Raw genomic sequence first — 19,382 nt, forward strand, 5'->3', positions numbered from 1 at the left:
CCGGACCCGCGCCGATAAGGAAGACTTTGCCCGGCATGACAGAACCCTTGCAGAAATGGCTGGGGGTGGAAAGGGGCGGGCGCGGACGCCCACCCCGGTTGCCGATCAGCGCATCAATAGACGTCGTTCTGCGTGTTATACACGTTGAACTTGCCGGTCGGCGTGACCAGGCGTTCGTCCTTGATGACGTGCTTCACTTCCAGGGTCTTGTCGTCGATCACGACGATCGCCGATTCCTGGTCCGCGCCGTTCCAGACCGAGAACCAGATCTCGGTCCCCTCCTTGTTGAACTCGCCCTGCACCACGCGGGGCTGGCCCTCGGCGATCTCGGCCATCTCGGCGATGTTCAGCGTGATGATCTCGGGGTCGGAACCGTCGCCCGGCATCTTGCTGATGTCGAACACCGCGACCGAGCCGGAGGTGGCCGCATCGGGGTTCAGCGTCGCATCGACGTAGAGATACTTGGAGTTGGGGTGCGTCTTGACGAACAGCGAACCGCCGCCCAGCGCCGGGAAGCTGTCCACGATCTTCCACGCGCCGTCGGCGTGGCCCTCGGGGTCGGTCCCGATCAGCGCCACCGACTCGTCGCCCAGGTGCGAGGTCGCCCAGACCGGCCCGAAGGTCGGGTGGACAAAGTTCGCGCCGCGGCCCGGATGCGGGGTCTCGCCGCCGGTCTCGGTGATCGCCGCCAGCTTGCCTTCCTTGGTGTCGACCACGACCAGCTTGCCGCGGGCGTTCGCCGCGGTGATGAAATACCGCTTGGTCGAGTCGAGGCCGCCGTCGTGCAGGAAGCGTTCCGTCTCGATTTCCGTGATCTTCAGGTTCTTGAGGTCGGTATAGTCGACCAGCTGGATCTTGCCGGTTTCCTTGATGTTGACCAGGAACTCGGGCCGGTAATGCGACGACAGGATCGCCGCCACGCGGGGTTCCGGGTGATAGGTCTGTTCGTCATAGATCATGCCGCGCGTGGACACGATCTTCAGCGGCTCCAGCGTGGCGCCGTCCATGATGACATACTGGGGCGGCCAATAGGCGCCGGCGATGGCGTATTTGTCCTCCCAGCCCTCCATCTTGGACGTCTCGACCGAGCGCGCCTCGGCGCCGATCTTGATCGTGGCGACGATGGACGGGTCTTCCATCCACAGGTCGATCATGTCGACCTTGGCGTCGCGGCCGATCACCATCAGATAGCGGCCCGACGCCGACATCCGGCTGATGTGGACGGCATAGCCGGTGTCGATGACCTTCCGGATCTCATAGCTGCCGCCATCGATCAGGGCGATCTGGCCCGCGTCGCGCAGCGTGACCGAGAACAGGTTTTCCAGATCCCAGTCGTTCATCTTCTCGGTCGGGCGATCCTCCGGCGCGACCAGGACCTTCCAGGATTCCTTCATCTCGGGCATACCCCATTCGGGCGGGCTGGCCGGATCCTGCAGCAGATAGTTCGCCATCAGCGTGACCTGCTGGTCGGTCATCTGACCCGAGGTGCCCCAGTTCGGCATCCCGGCCGGCGAGCCATAGGTGATGAAGCTGTGCAGATAGTCAAAGCCCAGCTCGCGCGTCAGGTCGGGGGTCAGAGCCTTGCCGGTCGCGCCCTTGCGCAGCACGCCGTGGCAGCCCGCGCAGCGTTCGAAATAGATCGTGTTGGCCTCGTCGAACTCGGCCTGGGTCATGGCGGGCACGCCCTCGGGGGCGCCGGGGACGGGAACCTGTTCCTGCGCCAGCGTGGTCAGGGCCGGCTCATACTGGTCCTGCGGCTTCGAGGTGTGGTCCACGACCTCGCTTTTCGTGGCGGCCTGCTCGGCGGTGGTCTGCGCCGCCCCTTGCGAGCGCGGCAGCTCTTCCACGGGGGTATCGGGGCCGGCAATCGGGCCGGTGACCGAGTTCAGCTCGGCCGCGGTCGCGGTTCCGGCGGCGTCAGCGGCGGGCGCCGCGTCGGTGTTCGCGGCCTCACCCGCAGCGGGCGCTGCAGGGGTGGCGGTCGCGGCCGGCGCGGGGGTCTCGGCGGGGGCGGGCGCGGCGGTCTGCGCCATCGCCATCCCGGTGCCGAACACCAACGCCAGTGCCGCAGACGCCAAAAGCGACGTCCTGGCCGTTTGGGCTGGGGTCTTCATCGAAATGTCTCCGTTTGCTGGTGAGGCTGATCAACGGTTAGCGGCGGCGCTTCACGTTTCCTTGACTTCGGTTAAGGTCGCGCAAAGCCCATATGGTCCATCGTCGGGCCACGCCGCGAAAAACCCGATGCCTGCGGCCCCGATCCCCCGCCCGTCTGGACCCGCGATGCGCCTTATTGCCAGCAAATGCCGCGTTTCCGTCCTCGCAAAGCTGCGCGGTCCCGGTGCGGCCGCGGGGTGGCTGCGCCCGATCGCCGCAGCCTTGGCGCTGTCGCTTGCCGCAGGGGTGCCGCCGCCCGCGCTGGCCGCGCCGCCGGGGCTTGCGGCGGGCACCGATACCGTCCAGGCGGCCGCGCCGACACCCGGCATCGCGGCCGAGCTGTTCGGTTCGACCGCGCCGGTGACGCTGGAACGCCAGGATGCGCCGGTGCCGTCGTGGCTGGCGCAGGCCGGCGGCCGGACGCTGGGCCGGATCGGGTCGACGTGGGAGCTTGCCGGATCGACCGGCTATTCCGGCCGGCCGCTGGACGTGCTGGTCGCGGTGGACCCGCAGGGCCGCATCGCCGGCGTCCGGCTGATGCGCCATGCCGAGCCGGTGCTGACGCTGGGCATCTCGGACGCGGACATCGCGGCCTATGTGGACGGCTTCGCGGGTTTCGACACCGCGCGGCGGGGCGGGGCGCTGTCGCACGACGCGGGCCTGCCGGACGTGATCGCGCGGGCCACGGTTTCGACCGGGGTGATCCGCGACGGCATCCTGCGGTCGGCGCGCATCCTGGCCGGTGCGCAGGACCAGCGCGGCGGCATCGACCGCGTGGCGTTCCAGCCCATCCCCGACTGGGCCGGGATCGAGGCGACCGGCGCGCTGTCCCATGCCGCCGTCACGATGGCCGAGGCCGCCGACCGCCTTGCCGGCGCGGCGCAGCCCGTCACCCCGTCGGCCGCGCCGTTCTATGAGATGTGGACCGGGGTCGTGGACCCGCCCACCGTCGGGCGCAACCTGCTGGGCCAACAGGTGCTGACCACCGCCGCCGGTGCGGTGGCCCCCGGCGAGATCCTGCTGGCCGTGCTGTCGCGGGGCGTGCAGTCGCATCGCGGCACCGACTGGAAGCGGTCGGGCGTGTTCGACCGCATCGCCGTGTCGCAGGGGGCGGTCACGCTGGTTCCCACGGCGCAATCCTATACGCAGCTGTCGCGGCTGGGGATCGCGGACGCGCCGCAGTTCAAGGAACGCAGCCTGTTCCGCATCAACGCCGACCCGGCAGCGGGCGGCATCGACGCGACCAGGCCCTTCGACGTGACCGTCACCTTCGCGCGCGAGGCGGCGCAGGGCCCCGACCTGACGCTGCCCGTCACGGCCGAGGTGCGCGTCCCCGAGGCGTTCCTGATCCCCCCGCCCGCCCCCCAGATCCCCCTGTGGCAAGAGTTCTGGCTTAAAAAGCGCCCCCATCTGGTGGTCGTGGGGGCGATGCTGGCGGTGCTGGGGCTGATCCTGTTCGGGCAGGAATGGCTGGTGCGGCGGCCTCGCCTGTGGCGGCAGGTGCGCCTGACCTATCTGGCGGCGACGCTGTTCGTGCTGGGCTGGGGGCTGAACGCACAGCTGTCGGTGGTGCAGGTCGTGGCCTTCCTGCACGCGCTGCTGACCGGGTTCCGCTGGGAGACCTTCCTTGTCGCGCCGCTGATCTTTGTCCTGTGGAGCGCGGTCGCCCTTGGCATGCTGTTCTGGGGCCGCGGCGTGTTCTGCGGCTGGCTGTGCCCGTTCGGCGCCATGCAGGAACTGACCAACGCCGCCGCCCAGCGGCTGGGGGTGCGCCAGATCGCCGTGCCGCAGGCGCTGCACGAACGGCTGTGGGTCATCAAATACACGCTGTTCGTCGCTATCGTGGCGCTGTCCTTCTACAGCATGGAACAGGCGCTGATCCTGGCCGAGGCCGAGCCGTTCAAGACCGCCATCTCCATGCGCTTCATGCGGGCCTGGCCGTTCGTGCTGTATGTGCTGGTGCTGCTGGGCGCGGGGCTGTTCATCGAGCGGTTCTTCTGCCGCTATCTGTGCCCGCTGGGGGCGGGGCTGGCGCTGCCCGCCAAGCTCAAGGTCTTCGACTGGCTCAAGCGCCGGCCGCAATGCGGCCGCGAATGCCGGTTGTGCGAGACGAAATGCACGGTCGGCGCCATCGACCCGCTGGGCCGCATCAACGCCAACGAATGCGTGCTGTGCCTGCGCTGCCAGGTCATCATGAACGACGAGGCGACCTGCCCCGTCCTGAAACGCCGGACGCGCGCACCGGGCGGGGGCGGCGGCTTTACCGCGCCGCCGATCCCGCCTGCGCCGTCCTCTCCGCCCGTTCCGCCGCCACTGACGCCAAGCCAGGTGCCGGCGGGCGCCCATGCCGGCGCGGCCGCGCCAACGCAGCAGCCGCCGGCCTTTCGATCCCAGCAGGTGACGACATGACGATTCTGTTCCGCGACGGTTGGCGGGTGTTCTTTGCGGCGGCGGGGCTTTACGCCGTGGCCTCGGTCGCGGTCTGGCTGTGCTGGATCGCGGGCGTGACGCCGGACCTGCCCTTTGCCCCGCCGCCGCAGATGTGGCACGCGCACGAGATGATCTTCGGCTTTGCCACGGCGGCGCTGGGCGGGTTCTTCCTGACCGCCGTGCCGAACTGGACGGGGGCCAAGGCCGCGCCGGAGCGGTTCATCGCGATCGTGTCGGGGCTGTGGCTGGCCGGACGCGTGGCGGTCTGGATGTCGGGCGTGCTGCCGCCGGTGCTGGTCGCCGTCATCGACCTTGCGTTCCTGCCGGTGCTGGGGGCCAAGGTGCTGACCCAGCTGCTGAAGCGTCCCAAGCCGCAGAACATGATGTTCCTGCTGCTGCTGACGCTGGTCTGGTGCGCGAACCTGCTGGTGCATCTTGACTGGGTCGGCTGGACCGGCACGGCCGGGCAGGGGCTGCGCGCGGGGCTGCTGGCGATCTGCGCGATGATCGCGGTGCTCGGGGGGCGGGTCACGCCCGCCTTCACGCGCAACGCCCTGCTGCGTGCCGATCCCGCCGCCGCCGTGCCCGCCTCGCGCCGCCCGCTTGAGGTGGCCGGGGTCGCGCTGCCGATCCTGACGGCCGCGCTGGTTCTGGTGGGCGCGCCGGATGTGCTGGCGGGCGCCGTTGCGCTGGCCGCGGGCATCGTGGCCGCGCTGCGGCTGTCGGGCTGGCGCACGCGGGCGACGCTGGGCGATCCGATCGTCTGGTCCCTGCATGCGGGTTACGCCATGCTGGCGCTGGGCCTGTTCATGTGGGGGCTGGCGGGCCTGGGCATCGGGTCCGAGGTCGGGGCCGTCCACGTCCTGGGCATCGGGGCTGTCGGCGGCATGACGCTGGCGGTGATGAGCCGCGCCAGCATCGGCCACTCCGGCCGGACCCTGCGCGCGCCGGGGCCGGTGGCGCTGGCCTATGCGCTGATCCCGCTGGCGGTGGCGCTGCGCTGGGCCGCAGCGACCTGGCCGGGCAGCCTCTATATCGCGGGCAATGTCGGCGCGGGGCTGCTGTGGATCGGCGGCTTTGCGCTTTACATCGTGGCGCTGTGGCCGATCTGGACGACGCAGCGTCCCACATCGCAGGGCGCCGCGTGATGCTGACCCGCCGCCGGTTCATGACGCTGGCGGCCTGCGCGGCCGCCGCGCCGGCCAGTGCCAGTGCCGGTGCCGGCGCCGCCCCGCACGAATGGCGCGGCGCGGCGCTGGGCGCCGACGTCACGCTGCGGGTGGATGGTGGCGACGCCCGCGCCGCGCGTGCCTTTTTCGCCGAAGCCGCGCGGGTGCTGCGCAGCATCGAGGACCGGTTCTCGCTTTACCGCGGGTCCGACCTGACGCGGCTGAATGCCTTGGGGCGGCTGGCGCACCCGTCGGACGACTTCACCGCGCTGCTGACGCTGGCAGGTCAGGTCCACGCCGCGACCGCCGGCGCGTTCGATCCGACCGTCCAGCCCCTCTGGCAGGCCCGGCGACTGGGCAGGGACGAAACCGCTGCCCGCGCGCTGGCCGGGTGGGACGGCGTTCGGATCGGCCCCGACGCGGTGATGCTGGACCGTCCGGGCATGGCGCTGACGCTGAACGGCATCGCGCAGGGCCACGCCGCCGACCGGCTGGCCGGGGTCGCGCGGCGGCGCGGGCTGACCCGGACCCTGATCGACACCGGCGAGATCCGCGGGCAGGGCGCACCCGGCTGGACCGCCGAGGTCGTGGCCCCCGGCGGCACCGCCCTACGGCGGCTGACGTTGCGGGACCGGGCGCTTGCGACCTCGGCGCCCTTCGGCACGCGCATCGGGCCGCAGGAAGACGGCGCGCATATCCTGGCGGCGGACGGCCGCGCGCCGCGCTGGTCGGTTGCGGCGATCAGCGCGCCCACCGCCGCCGTCGCGGATGCGCTGTCCACGGCCGCCGTGCTGATGGACGCGCCCGCCATCGAACACGCGCTGGCCGCATTCCCCGGCGCCCGGATCGAGGTGCTGTCGCCGCTGTGATGGTCCCCTGGGGCCACACCCGGCACAAAACCGGCGCGCCCACTGGACCTTTGACTTTCGTTAAGGTGGCATTTCACGGCATGGTTATCGGTATTGAACCAGAAACCGCTCGAAGGGACAGCCGCCATGCGCGACGTCATGACCAAGAGCATGGCCCGCAACGTCTTTTATGGCGGGTCATTGTTCTTCATAGCCATATTCCTGGCGTTGTCGGTGCATAGCCATATCTATGCGCGCACCGTATCCACCGACGAAACCCTGCTGACCGACAGCGTCGCGGCGGGCAAGCTGGTGTGGGAAAACAAGGCCTGCGTGAACTGCCACTCGCTGCTGGGCGAGGGCGCCTATTTCGCGCCCGAACTGGGCAACGTGATGAAGCGCTGGGGCGTCCAGGACGACCCCGCGGCCGCAATGGACACGCTGAAGTCGTGGATGGACGCGATGCCCACCGGGATCGAGGGTCGCCGCCAGATGCCCGGGTTCAACCTGACCGACGCCGAATATCGCGCCCTGGCCGATTTCCTGCTGTTCGTGGGCACGGTCAACACCCAGAACTGGCCGCCGAATGACGCGGGCTGAGGAGAGTAGAACGTCATGAAATACCACAGTCAACGCATCGCCTACGCCTATTTCGGCGTCGCGATGGCGCTTTTCGCGCTGCAGGTCACCTTCGGGCTGACAATGGGCTATCAGTACGTCAACCCGAACTTCCTGGCCGAGATCCTGCCCTTCAACATCGTGCGGATGCTGCACACCAACGCGCTGATCGTCTGGTTGCTGCTGGGGTTCTTCGGCTCGGCCTATTACCTGATCCCCGAAGAGGCAGAGCGCGAGATCCACTCGCCCATGCTGGCCTATCTGCAACTGGCAATCCTGACCGTCGGCACGCTGGGCGCGGTGCTGACCTATATCTTCAACTGGTTCGCCGGGAACTATTTCCTGGGCACCCAAGGGCGCGAGTTCCTGGAACAGCCCACCTGGGTCAAGGTGGGCATCACCGTGGCCGCCCTGATCTTCCTGTTCAACGTCACGATGACGGTGCTGAAAGGGCGCAAGACCGCGATTTCCAACGTCCTGCTGCTGGGGCTGTGGGGGCTGGCGCTGCTGTGGCTCTTTGCCTTCTACAACCCGCACAACATCGTGCTGGACAAGATGTACTGGTGGTATGTCGTCCATCTGTGGGTGGAAGGCGTCTGGGAACTGATCATGGCCTCGATCCTGGCGTTCCTGATGCTGAAGCTGACGGGCGTTGACCGCGAGGTCGTCGAAAAGTGGCTGTATGTCATCGTCGCCACCGCGCTGTTCTCGGGCATCCTGGGGACCGGGCACCACTATTACTGGATCGGGCTGCCGGCCTATTGGCAGTGGATCGGGTCGATCTTCTCGTCCTTCGAGATCGTGCCGTTCTTCGCGATGATGTCGTTCGCCTTCGTGATGGTCTGGAAGGGCCGCCGCGACCACCCCAACAAGGCGGCGCTGCTGTGGTCGCTGGGCTGTTCGGTTCTGGCGTTCTTCGGTGCGGGCGTCTGGGGGTTCCTGCACACGCTGCACGGGGTGAACTATTACACCCACGGCACGCAGATCACCGCGGCCCACGGGCACCTGGCGTTCTATGGCGCCTATGTCTGCCTGGTGCTGGCGATCATCACCTATGCGCTGCCGATCCTGCGCAACCGCGATCCCTATAACCAGGTGCTGAACATGGCGTCGTTCTGGCTGATGTCGGGTGGCATGCTGTTCATGACCTTTACCCTGACCTTCGCGGGCACGGTGCAGACCCACCTGCAGCGGGTGAACGGCGAGGCGTATATGGACGTGCAGGACCAGCTGGCCATCTTCTACTGGATGCGCTTCGGGTCGGGCGTCGCCGTCGTGCTGGGCGCGCTGCTGTTCATCTATTCCGTCCTTGTGGTGCGGCGCGAGGTGGTGCTGCCCGGTCCGGTGCAGACGCATCGTGACGACATGGCCCACCGGACCCCGGCGGAGTGATGGCGATGAACGCTCATGCGAAAACCGAGGGGGGGGCAGCCGCCCCCTTCTATCTTGCGCAGCGCGACGAGATCGCGGTGTTCGAGGCGGCGGCGGCCAACGACCTGCCGGTGCTGCTGAAGGGGCCGACCGGCTGCGGCAAGACGCGGTTCGTCAGCCACATGGCGGCGCGGCTGAACCGCCCGCTTTACACCGTCGCCTGCCACGACGATTTGTCGGCCGCGGACCTGATCGGGCGCTATCTGCTGAAGGGCGGCGAGACAGTCTGGGTGGACGGTCCGCTGACCCGCGCGGTGCGCGAGGGCGCGATCTGCTATCTGGACGAGGTGGTCGAGGCGCGCAAGGACGTGACCGTGGTCCTGCACCCGCTGACCGACGACCGCCGCATCCTGCCCATCGACCGCACCGGCGAGGAGCTTGAGGCCGCGCCGGGGTTCATGCTGGTCGCCAGCTACAACCCCGGCTACCAGAACATCCTCAAGACGCTGAAGCCGTCCACCCGCCAGCGTTTCCTGGCGATGGAGTTCGATTTTCCCGCGCCCGCGCAGGAAACCGCGATCGTCGTGCAGGAAAGCGGCCTGGACGAGGGGCGCGCCGCGGCGCTGGTCCGGCTGGCGGGCAAGCTGCGCGCGCTGAAGGGGCAGGATCTGGAAGAAGGCGTGTCCACCCGGCTGGTGGTCTATGCCGCGACGCTGATCGCCGGCGGCATGGACCTGAACCGCGCCGTGACCGCCGCCATGATCGAGCCGCTGACCGACGACGCCGACGTCAAGCGCGGCCTGGCCGATCTGGTCGTGGCCGTCTTCGGTTGAACCGCCGGGCCGGGGGGTTTCCACCCCCGGACCCCCGGAGGATATTTCTGCAAGGAAGAACATGGCCGCGCATCGCATCGACTGGCACGAGATCGAGCCGTGGGAACCCGAGGAAACCGTGGGCAAGCTGTGGCACGGCTGGGCCAGCGGCCTGGACCCGGTGCAGGTCCACGACGCGGCCCGCGTCGCGCTGACCGATGTGGCGGGGCGGCTGGCGGTGCTGTTCCGGGGCCTGGGCGGCGATCACGCGGTCGAGTTCCGCGCCAGCGCCGACCGCGCAAGCCGCCATCGCCTGAGCTGGCTGCGCAGGCTGGGAACCGAGGTCGAGGCCGTGCCGCAGGCGAGCTATGACGGCGGGATCCTGCGGCTGCCCGCGTCGCTTGCGCTGCTGCCCACGCCCGAGGCGAACGGAACGCTGTATCTGTGGCTGGCGGCGCTGGCGGCCCATGCCGTCCCCCCGGTCGCCACCGACGATCCGCTGGCGCGCGATCTGGCGCATCTGGCCGCGGCGCGCGCATCGGTCGCGGCGACGCTGGACGCCGCGCCGGGGCTGGCCGCGCTGCAGGGCGAACTGGCCGCGCTGGTGCTGGCCACGCGCCCCGCAGGCAAGCTGCCGCCCGACGAGGCGGCCGTCGAGGCGCTGGTCCGCGAAGCACTTGGCGATCCCGCGCCGCTGCCGCCGGGGGCGCAGGCCCTGCGGGCCGCCGATCCGGCGACGCTGCGCGCACCGCGCGGCTATCAGCCGATGCGCCCCGTGCCGCTGTGGATCGTGGCCGAGGACGGCTTCATCTCGGCCGGCGACCGGGTCGAGACGCGCGAGGCCGAGGGCGAGGCCGAGCAGTCGGGCGAACAGCCCGACAAGACCATCCGCGCCCGCCGCCGCAAGGCCGACGCCGCCGAACGCAAGGACAGCCTGATCCTGCACAAGTTCGAGGCGATCCTGAGCTGGGCCGAGTTCCTGAACCTCAATCGCCGGGTCGAGGATGACGACGACGACAGCGCCAAGAAGGCGGCCGATGACCAGGACGAGCTGGGACTGGGCCAGATCAGCAAGGCCCCCGCGACGCGGCTGAAGCTGCACCTCGACCTCGCCCCCGAGGACGTGGACCGCGAGGCGCTGTCGGGCGTCTTCACCTATCCCGAATGGGACGCGCGGTCCGGCCATTATCTGCCCGCGCACGCGCGGGTGCTGGATTCCGCCCCCGATGCGCCGCCGGACGGACCCGCCCCCTTCGACGACGCAGCCCGCCGCCGCATCCGCGCCGTGCGCCGACAGTTCGAGGCGATGCGCCCCGGCCGGGTCGTCACCACCGGCCACCGCGACGGCGAGGAGCTGGACCTTGACGCCACCGTGCGATCCCGCGTCGGCATCGCCGTGTCGGGCGAAGGATCGGACCGGATCTGGAAGCAGTCACGGCCGCAGAACCGCGACCTTGCGGTGTCGATCCTGCTGGATATCTCGCGGTCCACCGAAAGCGCGGTCACCGGGCGCTCTGTCATCGACATCGAGCGCGAGGCGCTGGCCGCGCTGGCCTGGGGGCTGGACGCCTGCGGCGATCAGGTCGCGGTGCAGGCGTTCTGCTCGCTGCGGCGCGACCGGGTCTTCGTCACGACGTGCAAGCGGTTCGACGAGCCGATGTCGGGGCTGATCGAACAGCGTATCGCCGCGCTGTCGCCGCGGTTCTATACACGGCTGGGCGCGGGCATCCGCCACGCCGCGGCCGGACTTGGCGCGCAGGGGCGCAGGCGGCGGCTGCTGCTGGTCATCACCGACGGCAAGCCCAACGACCTGGACCACTACGAAGGCCGCCACGGCATCGAGGACAGCGCAATGGCCGTGCGCGAGGCGCGCCGCATGGGCCACGCGGTCTTCGGCATCACCGTGGACCGCGACGGCAAGTCGTGGTTCCCGCGCATCTTCGGGCAGGGCGGCCATGCGCTGATCCCGCATCCCGACCGCCTGCCCGAGGCGCTGCCGCAGATCTATCGCCAGCTGGTCGGCGCATGACCGACGCGCCCGTCATCGAGCGTATCCCCGGCGACCTGATGATCTGGGTTCTGATTGTCAGCGAGCTGGCGGTGTTCGGCGCGGGGCTGCTGGTGTTCCTGGCGATCCGCCTGGGCGATCCGACGGGGTTCGCGGCGGCGCAGGACCAGTTGCACCGGGTGTCCGCCGGGATCAACACGGTGGTGCTGGTCACCTCGGGGTGGCTGGCGGCGCGCGCCGTGCGGTCTGCCGAGGATGGCCTGCGCGCCCCCGCGCGGCGCTGGCTGGGGCTGGCGGGCGCGCTGGGGGTGGTCTTCCTGATCCTGAAGGGCGTCGAATACGGCGATGCGCTGGACAAGGGCATCGGGTTCGAGACGCATGTCTTCTTCAGCTTCTACTGGATGCTGACACTGTTCCACGCGGCCCATGTGCTGGCCGGGATCATCATCCTGGCGCTGGTCGCCGTCCACGTGCGGCCCGATCACGTCGAGGCGGGGGCGCAGTTCTGGCACATGGTCGACCTGGTCTGGGTCGTCCTGTTCCCCATCATCTATCTGCTGCGATGAGGGACGATCTGACCCGCGCCTGGGTGGCGCTGATCGCGCTGTCCGCCGCATCGACCCTGCTGGCGGTGGTGGTCCCGCGGGGGACCGGGTCGGCGGCGGTGGGGGCCGCGATCCTTGCCCTGTCGTGGTTCAAGGCGCGGGTGATCCTGCGCCGCTATCTGGGGCTGGCGGCGGTGCCCGCCATCGGGCGCGGGTTCGACCTGGTGCTGGCGCTGTTCATGCTGGGCGCGCTTGGCCTGTATCTGGCGGCCTGAGGCGGGCGCCTGCGGCCCGGTCACTTCATCCAGGCCTTGCCCGGATCCTCGTTGGTCAGGTCGCGCAGCACGTCCAGGTCGTCGATGTGGGCGACGCTGGATTCGACCCGGACGCCATAGTCGCGCAGCCGACCGAAGGCGCGTGACAGGCTTTCCGGCTTCATCCCAAGGCGGCCGGCGATCAGGGTCTTGTTATAGGGCATCGACACCGAACACCCGCCCTGTTCGCAGGCGGCCAGATCGACCAGGAACTCGGCCACGCGCTGGACGCCCGACCGCGCCTTGAGCTGTTCGACCTGCGACACCAGCGCCTGCAGATGCACATAGGTCGACGCCAGCAGGGCGATGGCCAGTTCCGGTTCCTCGCGCATCTGCCGGCGCAGCCGCGCGGCATCTATCCGCAGCAGGGTCGTGTCGGTCGTCGCCTCGGCCGACACGGGATAGGGCAGGTCGCGCAGGGCCACCGCCTCGCCGAAGGTGCGGCCGCGGGTCACGACCATCACCACCGCCTCGGCCCCGCTGGGGGCGATGCGGTAAAGCTTGACCCATCCGTCGATGACCACATACAGCGCCAGCGCCGGCTCGCCCTGCAGAAAGATGGTGCTGCCGGCCGGATAGTCCTGGGTGTGGGAAAACTCCAGCACCCGGTCGCGCAGGGGTTCCGAAAGGCCGGCAAGGATCGGGGTTCCAAGCGCGATCCGCAGCATCTCGGCTTTCATGTCTCGTCCTGTCGATGGGCCCGGTTGCCGACAGTCACCATGTTTGTTGTAGAAGCACAACCTGAAAGCCGGGGATCAACCCGTTGCCTGGATTGCCGCTGGCGGCCCGGCCCGCTGAACCCCGGGCTGGGGACGCCATGTCGGCGCGCGTGCGAAAGCGGCCGCCGCGTCTATCGCCTCACGGGTGCGCTGTTCTTCGGCGCGGCCGCGTTCATCGGGTCGGTGCTGGACCGCAGCAGGGACACTCACCGGCGATGGCAATTCAACTGTCGGCCGTGCCGCCTATGGATTCCATCGCCGACAACGTGATCGCGGGCAGGTTCCGACCGCGCGGCCTCGCGCTGGGGATATCGGGGCCAGCCGCCCGGCGCGCCGCCTGCTGCTGACCCAATGCCTGGCCCGCCGCACTGCGCCCGTGACCCTACGCTAGCGGACGCGCTGGCGCGGATCGGGCGCGGGCCGGGCGCGGCGGGGAAGCAGGCCGGGCGCCTAGCTTTCCGACCGCATCCCCAGCGTGCGGCCCAGCCGCGATGCGGCCAGCTCGCCGATCAGGCCGCGGCGGAACAGCAGCACGCAGGCCATGAACACAACCCCGGTGATGATCGTCACGGGAATGTCCGATGTCGCCAGATAGTTCTGCAGCGTCACCACCAGCCCCGCGCCCACGATGGGGCCAAGCAACGTGCCGATGCCGCCCAGAAGGGTCATCAGGATCACCTCGCCCGACATCTGCCAGGTCACGTCGGTCAGCGTCGCGAATTGGAAGATCAGCGCCTTGATGGCGCCCGCCAGCCCGGCCAGCGCCGCCGACATGACGAAGGCCCCCAGTTTGTAGCGCGCGACCGAATAGCCCAGCGAGATGGCGCGCTGTTCGTTTTCGCGGATCGCCTTCAGGATCATGCCGAAGGGCGAGTTGACGAAGCGCCAGATGATGAACAGCCCCAGCATGAAGACCGCCAGCACGAAGTAATACATTGTCATCGTCCGGCCGAGGTCGATCACGCCGAACAGCATCCCGCGCGGCACGGACTGGATCCCGTCCTCGCCATGCGTGAAGGGCATCTGGACGCAGGCGAAAAAGAACATCTGCGACAGCGCCAGCGTGATCATGGCGAAATAGATGCCCTGCCGGCGGATGGCGATCGCGCCGATCACCAGCCCCAGCCCCGCCGCGCCGAGGACGCCCAGAAGGATGCCCATTTCCGGGGACCAGCCCCATTCCTTGACCGCGTGGGCGGTGAAATAGGACGCCCCCCCAAAGAACGCGGCATGGCCAAAGCTGAGCAGCCCGGTATAGCCCAGCAGCAGGTTGAACGCCGAGGCGAACAGCGCAAAGGCCAGCAGCTTCATCAGGAAGATCGGGTAAAGCAGCATCGGCGCGATCAGCAGCGCCGCCAGCAGCACCGCCATCAGCGCCAGCTGAATCTGTCCGCTGCGCGCGTGGGCCTGGACGTGGCCGGTCGCGATGGGTTCGGATTTCCCGGCCATGTCAGGCATCCTTTCCGAAAAGTCCCGCGGGCCGCAGGATCAGCACGATGGCCATGATGACAAAGATCACGATGTTGGACGCCTCGGGGTAGAAGACCTTGGTCAGCCCTTCGATCACGCCAAGCATATAGCCGGTGACGATGGCGCCGAGGATGGACCCCATGCCGCCGACCACGACCACGGCAAAGACGATGATGATGAGGTTAGACCCCATCAGCGGGCTGACCTGATAGATGGGTGCCGCCAGCACCCCCGCAAATGCGGCCAGACCGGCCCCCAGCGCATAGGTCAGGGTCAGCAGCACGGGCACGTTGACGCCGAACGACTGCACCAGCACCGGGTTTTCCGTCGCGGCGCGCAGATAGGCGCCCAGCTTGGTCTTTTCGATCAGCAGCCACACCGCGATGCAGACCGCCAGCGAGGCGACGACCACCCAGCCGCGATAGACCGGCAGGAACATGAAGCCCAGGTTCACCGCCCCGGTCAGCTGCGCGGGCGCCGCATAGGGCTTGCCCGAGGCGCCGAAGAAATAGCGGAACGTGCCTTCGACCGCCAGCGCGAGGCCGAAGGTGAACAGCAGCCCGTAGAGGTGATCGAGCTTGTAAAGCCGCGACAGCATGGTGCGTTCGACCACCGCCGCGAACAGCCCGACGATGACCGGCGCGAGGATCAGCGCCAGCCAATAGTTGACGCCGCCGACCGTCAGCAGCAGCAACGCGGCGAAGGCGCCCAGCATGTATTGCGCGCCGTGGGCAAAGTTGATGACGCGCAGCAGCCCGAAGATGACGGCCAGCCCCAGCGACAGCAGCGCATAGAACGACCCGTTGATCAGCCCGACCAGCAGCTGCCCCATCAGGGCCTGGACCGGGATTCCGAAGATCATCGTCATGTCAGACCCCCAGCTTTTCGTGCAGCATGCCCATGCGGGCGTCCAGTTCGCCGACCGGGAACTCCTGCGTCATGACGCCGTGGTCCATGACATAGAACCGGTCCGCCACCTTGGATGCGAAGCGGAAGTTCTGTTCCACCAGCACCACCGTCATGCCGCGCGCCTTCAGCGTGCGCAGCACGTCGCCGATGGCCTGGATGATGACGGGGGCCAGCCCCTCGGTCGGCTCGTCCAACAGCAGGCAGCGCGCGCCCGTGCGCAGGATGCGCGCCATCGCCAGCATCTGCTGTTCGCCGCCCGACAGCTTGGTGCCGGGGCTGTTGCGGCGTTCCTTGAGGTTCGGGAACAGCTCGTGGATTTCCGCGATGCTCATCCCGCCCGGCGCGGTGACGGGGGGCAGCATCAGGTTTTCCTCGACCGTGAGGGTGGCGAAGATGCCGCGTTCCTCGGGGACGAAACCCAGGCCCGCGCGGGCGGTGCGGTGCAGCGGCATCGCCAGCACGTCCTGGCCGGCAAAGTCGATGCGGCCCGTGCGCTTGCGCACGATGCCCATGATCGACCGCAGGGTGGTGGTCTTGCCCATGCCGTTGCGGCCCAGGATGCAGACCGTCTCACCCTCGGCCACGGTCATGTTCACGCCATGCAGCACATGGCTTTCGCCATACCAGGCGTTGAGGTCCGAGACCTGAAGCAGGGGGGTCATGCGTCGGTTCCCATATAGGCGGTGCGGACGCGCGGGTCCGCCGCGACCGTGGCATAGTCGCCGCGGGCAAGGATCTCGCCGCGCTGCAGGACCGTCACCTCGTCGCAGATGTCGGCCACGACCGACAGATTGTGTTCGACCATCAGCACGGCGCGGCTGCGCGCCACCTCGCGGATGATGGCGGCGACCATCTGCACGTCCTCGTGGCCCATGCCGGCCATCGGTTCGTCCAGCAGCAGCACCTGCGGGTCCAGCGCCAGCGTCGTCGCGATTTCCAGCACGCGCTTGCGGCCATAGGACAGATCGGCGGCGCGGTGGTCGCGCCAGGGGGTCAGCCCCAGTTCGTCGATCAGGGCGCCCGCGCGGTCGTTCAGCACGTCCAGCGCCGACAGTGGCCGCCAGAACTGCACATGCAGGTCGGCCGGCCGCTGCAGCGCGATGCGGATGTTGTCCAGCACCGTCAGATGCGGGAACACCGCCGAGATCTGGAACGACCGCACCAGCCCCATGCGCGCGACGGCGTCGGGCGCCATGCGGGTGATGTCGGTGCCCATCAGCGTGATCTGCCCGCGGGTCGGCTGCAGGAACTTGGTCAGCAGGTTGAACACGGTGGTCTTGCCGGCCCCGTTGGGGCCGATCAGCGCGTGGATGCGGGCGTGATGCACGTCCAGATCCACGTTGTTGACGGCGGTGAACCCGGCGAAATCGCGGCCCAGACCGCGGGCGGAAAGCACCACCCGCGGTTCGGCCGTCAAGGCGGCGTCGGTCATGCTGTCACTGAACCAGCGGGCAGCCCGACTTGGCGGGGTCCAGATACGCCTGGTCGCCGGGGATGGTGGCCGCGACGTTGAAGTAATCCCACTCGGTCTTGACGTCCTCGGGCTTTTTCACCTCGAGCAGATAGACGTCCGAGATCATGCGCCCGTTCGGCGCGACCTTGCCGCCGTTGGCGAAGATGTCGTCGACCGGCATCTCGTGCATCTTGGCGGCGACGGCCTCGGTCTCGTCGGTGCCGGCGGCCTCGATCGCGCGCAGGTAATGCATCACGCCCGAATACGTCCCGGCATGGATCATGTTCGGCATGGCGCCGGTGCGTTCCATCATGCGCTTGCCGAACTCGGCCGTTTCGGGCGTGCGGTTCCAGTAAAAGCTTTCGGTCAGCGTCAGCCCCTGCGCCGCCTCGATCCCCAGCCCGTGGACCTCGGCCAGGGTGAACAGCAGCGCGGCTAGCTTTTGCCCGCCTTGCGTGATGCCGAACTCGGACGCCTGCTTGATGGCGTTCTGGGTGTCCAGCCCCGCGTTGGCGAGGCCGATCACCTTGGCCCCCGACGACTGCCCCTGCAGCAGGAAGGACGAGAAATCGGTCGTCGCCAGCGGATGCTTGACCGCGCCGACCACGGTGCCGCCCTTTTCCTTGACGATGGCAGCGGTGTTCTCCTCCAGCGAATAGCCGAAGGCATAGTCGGCGGTCAGGAAGAACCACGAATCCCCGCCCTGTTCGACCAGCGCGCCGCCGGTGCCCACGGCCAGCGCGTGGGTGTCATAGGCCCAATGGAAGCCATAGGGCGAACAGGCCTTGCCGGTCAGGTCGGTGGTCGCCGCGCCGGTCACAAGGTCGATCTTTTTCTTTTCCTGCGACAGCGCCTGCACCGCCAGCGCCACCGACGAGGTGGTCAGCTCCATGATCGCATCGACCTGCTCGGTGTCGTACCACTGCCGCGCGATGTTGGACGCGATGTCGGCCTTGTTCTGGTGGTCGGCGTCGACGACCTCGATCGGCATGTCCAGCACCTTGCCGCCGAAATCCTCGACCGCCATCTTGGCGGCCTCGACCGAGAACTTGCCGCCAAAGTCCGCGTAGACGCCGGACTGGTCGTTCAGGATGCCGATCTTGACCTTGCCGTCCGAAACCTCGGCCAAGGCAGGCGTGGTCAACAGGGCCGCCGCGGCGGCCGAGAGCAGAAGTCGCGTCATTCTTGTTCCTCCCTGCGGGCGGCGGCGACGAGCCCGCGCGCCCTGTGGCCAGACGTTGCGGCAGACCGCCGCAGGATGCAACTGTCCAGTGCCTGTCGGAAAGCACATGCGGGCGGGGGCGGGTTGTCAGGACCGCCGCGCTGCGCCACAACGTTGAAAAAGCCCTTGGGACACGCGAAGATGACCGACATTTCCGTCAGCGAGCGCAGGCTGATCGCCGCGCTGGATCGTCTTGACTATGCGGTCGAACGCGCCGCCGCGCGGCTGGCCGCGCAGGCCGCGGCCGTTCCCCCCGCGGCCCCGGTGCCCGAGGCGCCATTGTCCGACGGCGTCGCCGCCCTGCACGACCGCCAGGCAGCCACGCTTGAGGCGCTGCAGATGCGGCTGGCCGAGGCGCACGAGCATCTGGCCGGCGCGGGCGAGCAGGCGGCGCGGCTGGCCGCCGCCAACGACGGGCTGGCCAGCGCGAACCGGGCGCTGATCGAGGCCGCCAGCGACTGGGCGGGCAGGGGGCCGGACGCCGTCGCCGCCGCCCTGAACGCCGAGATCGAATCGCTGCGCGCCGGCCGCGCCGCCGAGATCGCCCAAATGGGCGAGATACTGGACGCGCTGGACCGGATGCTGGGCGTGACCGCGCCGCGTCCCCGTCCCCTGCCGCGCCGCGCTGGCGGCGGGGCCGGGCCTGCGGCGGCGGCGGCGATCGCGGGCGAGGACGACGCCGCCGGCACCGCGCCCCCGGCGTTCCGCCCGGCCGGGACGCGCGCCGAACCCGCGCCCGACGCACTGGCCGCCGATGCACTGGCCGCCGATGAACCCGTCGCGCGCGCCGAGCTGGTGGTTGAACGCGACGACGCCGACCTGCTGGGCGGCGCCTACGGGGACGACCCCGACGACCTGTCCGACCCCGATCCCGATGCCGATCCCGACGAGGAGCGCCGCTGATGCCGACTGTCGAATTCACCATCGGCCACAAGGAATACACCCTGTCCTGCCAGGAGGGAGAGGAGCGGCTGCTGCGCCGCGCCGCGGGCATGCTGGACGCCGAGGCGCGCGCCATCCTGGACCAGGCCGGGCGCATGCCGGAACCGCGGCTGCTGCTGCTGGCCGGGCTGATGCTGGCCGACCGCACATCCGCGCTTGAGGATCGGGCCGCCAGCGCCGAACGCGAACTGGCGCGGCTGAAGGCCAACCCGCCCCGGGTCGAGGTGCCGGTGATCCCGGCCGCGCTGGCCGAGGGGATGGCGGAACTGGCCGCCCGCGCCGAGTCGCTGGCCGACAAGGCCGAGGACCGGCTGGAGGGCTGATCCCGCGCGGGGAAACCCGGCCCGCCCCCGCGGCGTTGAGGCCCCGTTCACCACGGACAGGCAGGAGGGGGCGGT

Annotated in this window: 18 protein-coding genes; 11 read left to right on the top strand and 7 right to left on the bottom strand. The window is 69.2% G+C overall.

Annotated features, from left to right (window positions below; all coding sequences use genetic code 11):
- Positions 1-113: 113 nt before the first annotated feature.
- Positions 114-2,078, bottom strand: a complete 1,965-nt coding sequence (locus EPA64_RS08175) for a nitrite reductase (protein WP_281278560.1) — start codon at positions 2,076-2,078, stop codon at positions 114-116.
- A 202-nt stretch (positions 2,079-2,280) separates the two neighbouring features.
- Between EPA64_RS08175 and EPA64_RS08180 the strand changes: the two genes are divergently transcribed.
- From EPA64_RS08180 to EPA64_RS08220, 9 genes are all read left to right on the top strand, one after another.
- Positions 2,281-4,563, top strand: coding sequence for a NosR/NirI family protein (locus EPA64_RS08180; RefSeq protein WP_134725778.1), 2,283 nt, complete (start codon positions 2,281-2,283; stop codon positions 4,561-4,563).
- Complete coding sequence (locus EPA64_RS08185) at positions 4,560-5,732, top strand: NnrS family protein (RefSeq protein WP_134725779.1); 1,173 nt, start codon at positions 4,560-4,562, stop codon at positions 5,730-5,732. Before EPA64_RS08180 ends, EPA64_RS08185 begins: the two co-directional genes overlap by 4 nt.
- Positions 5,732-6,622: an FAD:protein FMN transferase gene (locus tag EPA64_RS08190; RefSeq protein ID WP_246026687.1), complete on the top strand. Its 891-nt coding sequence runs from the start codon at positions 5,732-5,734 to the stop codon at positions 6,620-6,622. Before EPA64_RS08185 ends, EPA64_RS08190 begins: the two co-directional genes overlap by 1 nt.
- A 126-nt stretch (positions 6,623-6,748) precedes the next feature.
- Positions 6,749-7,201: a c-type cytochrome gene (locus EPA64_RS08195; RefSeq protein ID WP_134725780.1), complete on the top strand. Its 453-nt coding sequence runs from the start codon at positions 6,749-6,751 to the stop codon at positions 7,199-7,201.
- A gap of 15 nt (positions 7,202-7,216) precedes the next feature.
- The gene (locus EPA64_RS08200; RefSeq protein ID WP_134725781.1) at positions 7,217-8,611 is read left to right on the top strand and encodes a cbb3-type cytochrome c oxidase subunit I; all 1,395 of its coding nucleotides are present in this window, start codon (positions 7,217-7,219) and stop codon (positions 8,609-8,611) included.
- Positions 8,612-8,616: 5 nt separating this feature from the next.
- Positions 8,617-9,423: a CbbQ/NirQ/NorQ/GpvN family protein gene (locus EPA64_RS08205; protein WP_134725936.1), complete on the top strand. Its 807-nt coding sequence runs from the start codon at positions 8,617-8,619 to the stop codon at positions 9,421-9,423.
- A gap of 61 nt (positions 9,424-9,484) precedes the next feature.
- Positions 9,485-11,431 (top strand): nitric oxide reductase activation protein NorD, encoded by a 1,947-nt coding sequence (locus EPA64_RS08210; protein WP_134725782.1) that lies wholly within the window; start codon positions 9,485-9,487, stop codon positions 11,429-11,431.
- Entirely contained in the window at positions 11,428-11,976 is a 549-nt protein-coding gene (locus EPA64_RS08215; RefSeq protein ID WP_134725783.1) for a cytochrome c oxidase subunit 3, read from the top strand. The genes EPA64_RS08210 and EPA64_RS08215 overlap by 4 nt, the downstream gene beginning before the upstream one ends.
- Entirely contained in the window at positions 11,973-12,230 is a 258-nt protein-coding gene (locus tag EPA64_RS08220) for a nitric oxide reductase F protein (RefSeq protein WP_134725784.1), read from the top strand. The genes EPA64_RS08215 and EPA64_RS08220 overlap by 4 nt, the downstream gene beginning before the upstream one ends.
- Before the next feature lie 20 nt (positions 12,231-12,250).
- Here EPA64_RS08220 and EPA64_RS08225 read toward each other — a convergent pair whose 3' ends face one another.
- The 6 genes from EPA64_RS08225 to EPA64_RS08250 all read right to left on the bottom strand — a co-directional run bounded on the left by EPA64_RS08225 (position 12,251) and on the right by EPA64_RS08250 (position 18,003).
- Positions 12,251-12,949 carry a Crp/Fnr family transcriptional regulator gene (locus tag EPA64_RS08225; RefSeq protein ID WP_134725785.1) on the bottom strand — a complete coding sequence of 233 codons (699 nt, stop codon included), beginning with the start codon at positions 12,947-12,949 and terminating at the stop codon, positions 12,251-12,253.
- A gap of 489 nt (positions 12,950-13,438) precedes the next feature.
- Positions 13,439-14,437 carry a branched-chain amino acid ABC transporter permease gene (locus EPA64_RS08230; RefSeq protein WP_134725786.1) on the bottom strand — a complete coding sequence of 333 codons (999 nt, stop codon included), beginning with the start codon at positions 14,435-14,437 and terminating at the stop codon, positions 13,439-13,441.
- Between the two features lies 1 nt (position 14,438).
- The gene (locus EPA64_RS08235) at positions 14,439-15,326 is read right to left on the bottom strand and encodes a branched-chain amino acid ABC transporter permease (protein ID WP_134725787.1); all 888 of its coding nucleotides are present in this window, start codon (positions 15,324-15,326) and stop codon (positions 14,439-14,441) included.
- A 1-nt stretch (position 15,327) separates the two neighbouring features.
- Positions 15,328-16,029 (bottom strand): ABC transporter ATP-binding protein, encoded by a 702-nt coding sequence (locus EPA64_RS08240; RefSeq protein WP_134725788.1) that lies wholly within the window; start codon positions 16,027-16,029, stop codon positions 15,328-15,330.
- Positions 16,026-16,799 carry an ABC transporter ATP-binding protein gene (locus EPA64_RS08245; protein ID WP_134725789.1) on the bottom strand — a complete coding sequence of 258 codons (774 nt, stop codon included), beginning with the start codon at positions 16,797-16,799 and terminating at the stop codon, positions 16,026-16,028. Before EPA64_RS08245 ends, EPA64_RS08240 begins: the two co-directional genes overlap by 4 nt.
- A gap of 4 nt (positions 16,800-16,803) precedes the next feature.
- Positions 16,804-18,003, bottom strand: coding sequence for an ABC transporter substrate-binding protein (locus EPA64_RS08250; RefSeq protein ID WP_134725790.1), 1,200 nt, complete (start codon positions 18,001-18,003; stop codon positions 16,804-16,806).
- Positions 18,004-18,183: 180 nt separating this feature from the next.
- On the opposite strand from EPA64_RS08250, the gene EPA64_RS16395 reads away from it, so the two are divergent.
- Positions 18,184-18,945: a hypothetical protein gene (locus EPA64_RS16395; RefSeq protein WP_181953507.1), complete on the top strand. Its 762-nt coding sequence runs from the start codon at positions 18,184-18,186 to the stop codon at positions 18,943-18,945.
- Entirely contained in the window at positions 18,945-19,307 is a 363-nt protein-coding gene (locus EPA64_RS08260) for a cell division protein ZapA (RefSeq protein ID WP_134725791.1), read from the top strand. Before EPA64_RS16395 ends, EPA64_RS08260 begins: the two co-directional genes overlap by 1 nt.
- The last annotated feature ends 75 nt before the right edge of the window (positions 19,308-19,382 follow it).

The sequence above is a fragment of the Paracoccus luteus genome, assembly GCF_004522155.1.
GTDB classification, from domain to species: Bacteria; Pseudomonadota; Alphaproteobacteria; order Rhodobacterales; family Rhodobacteraceae; genus Paracoccus; species Paracoccus luteus.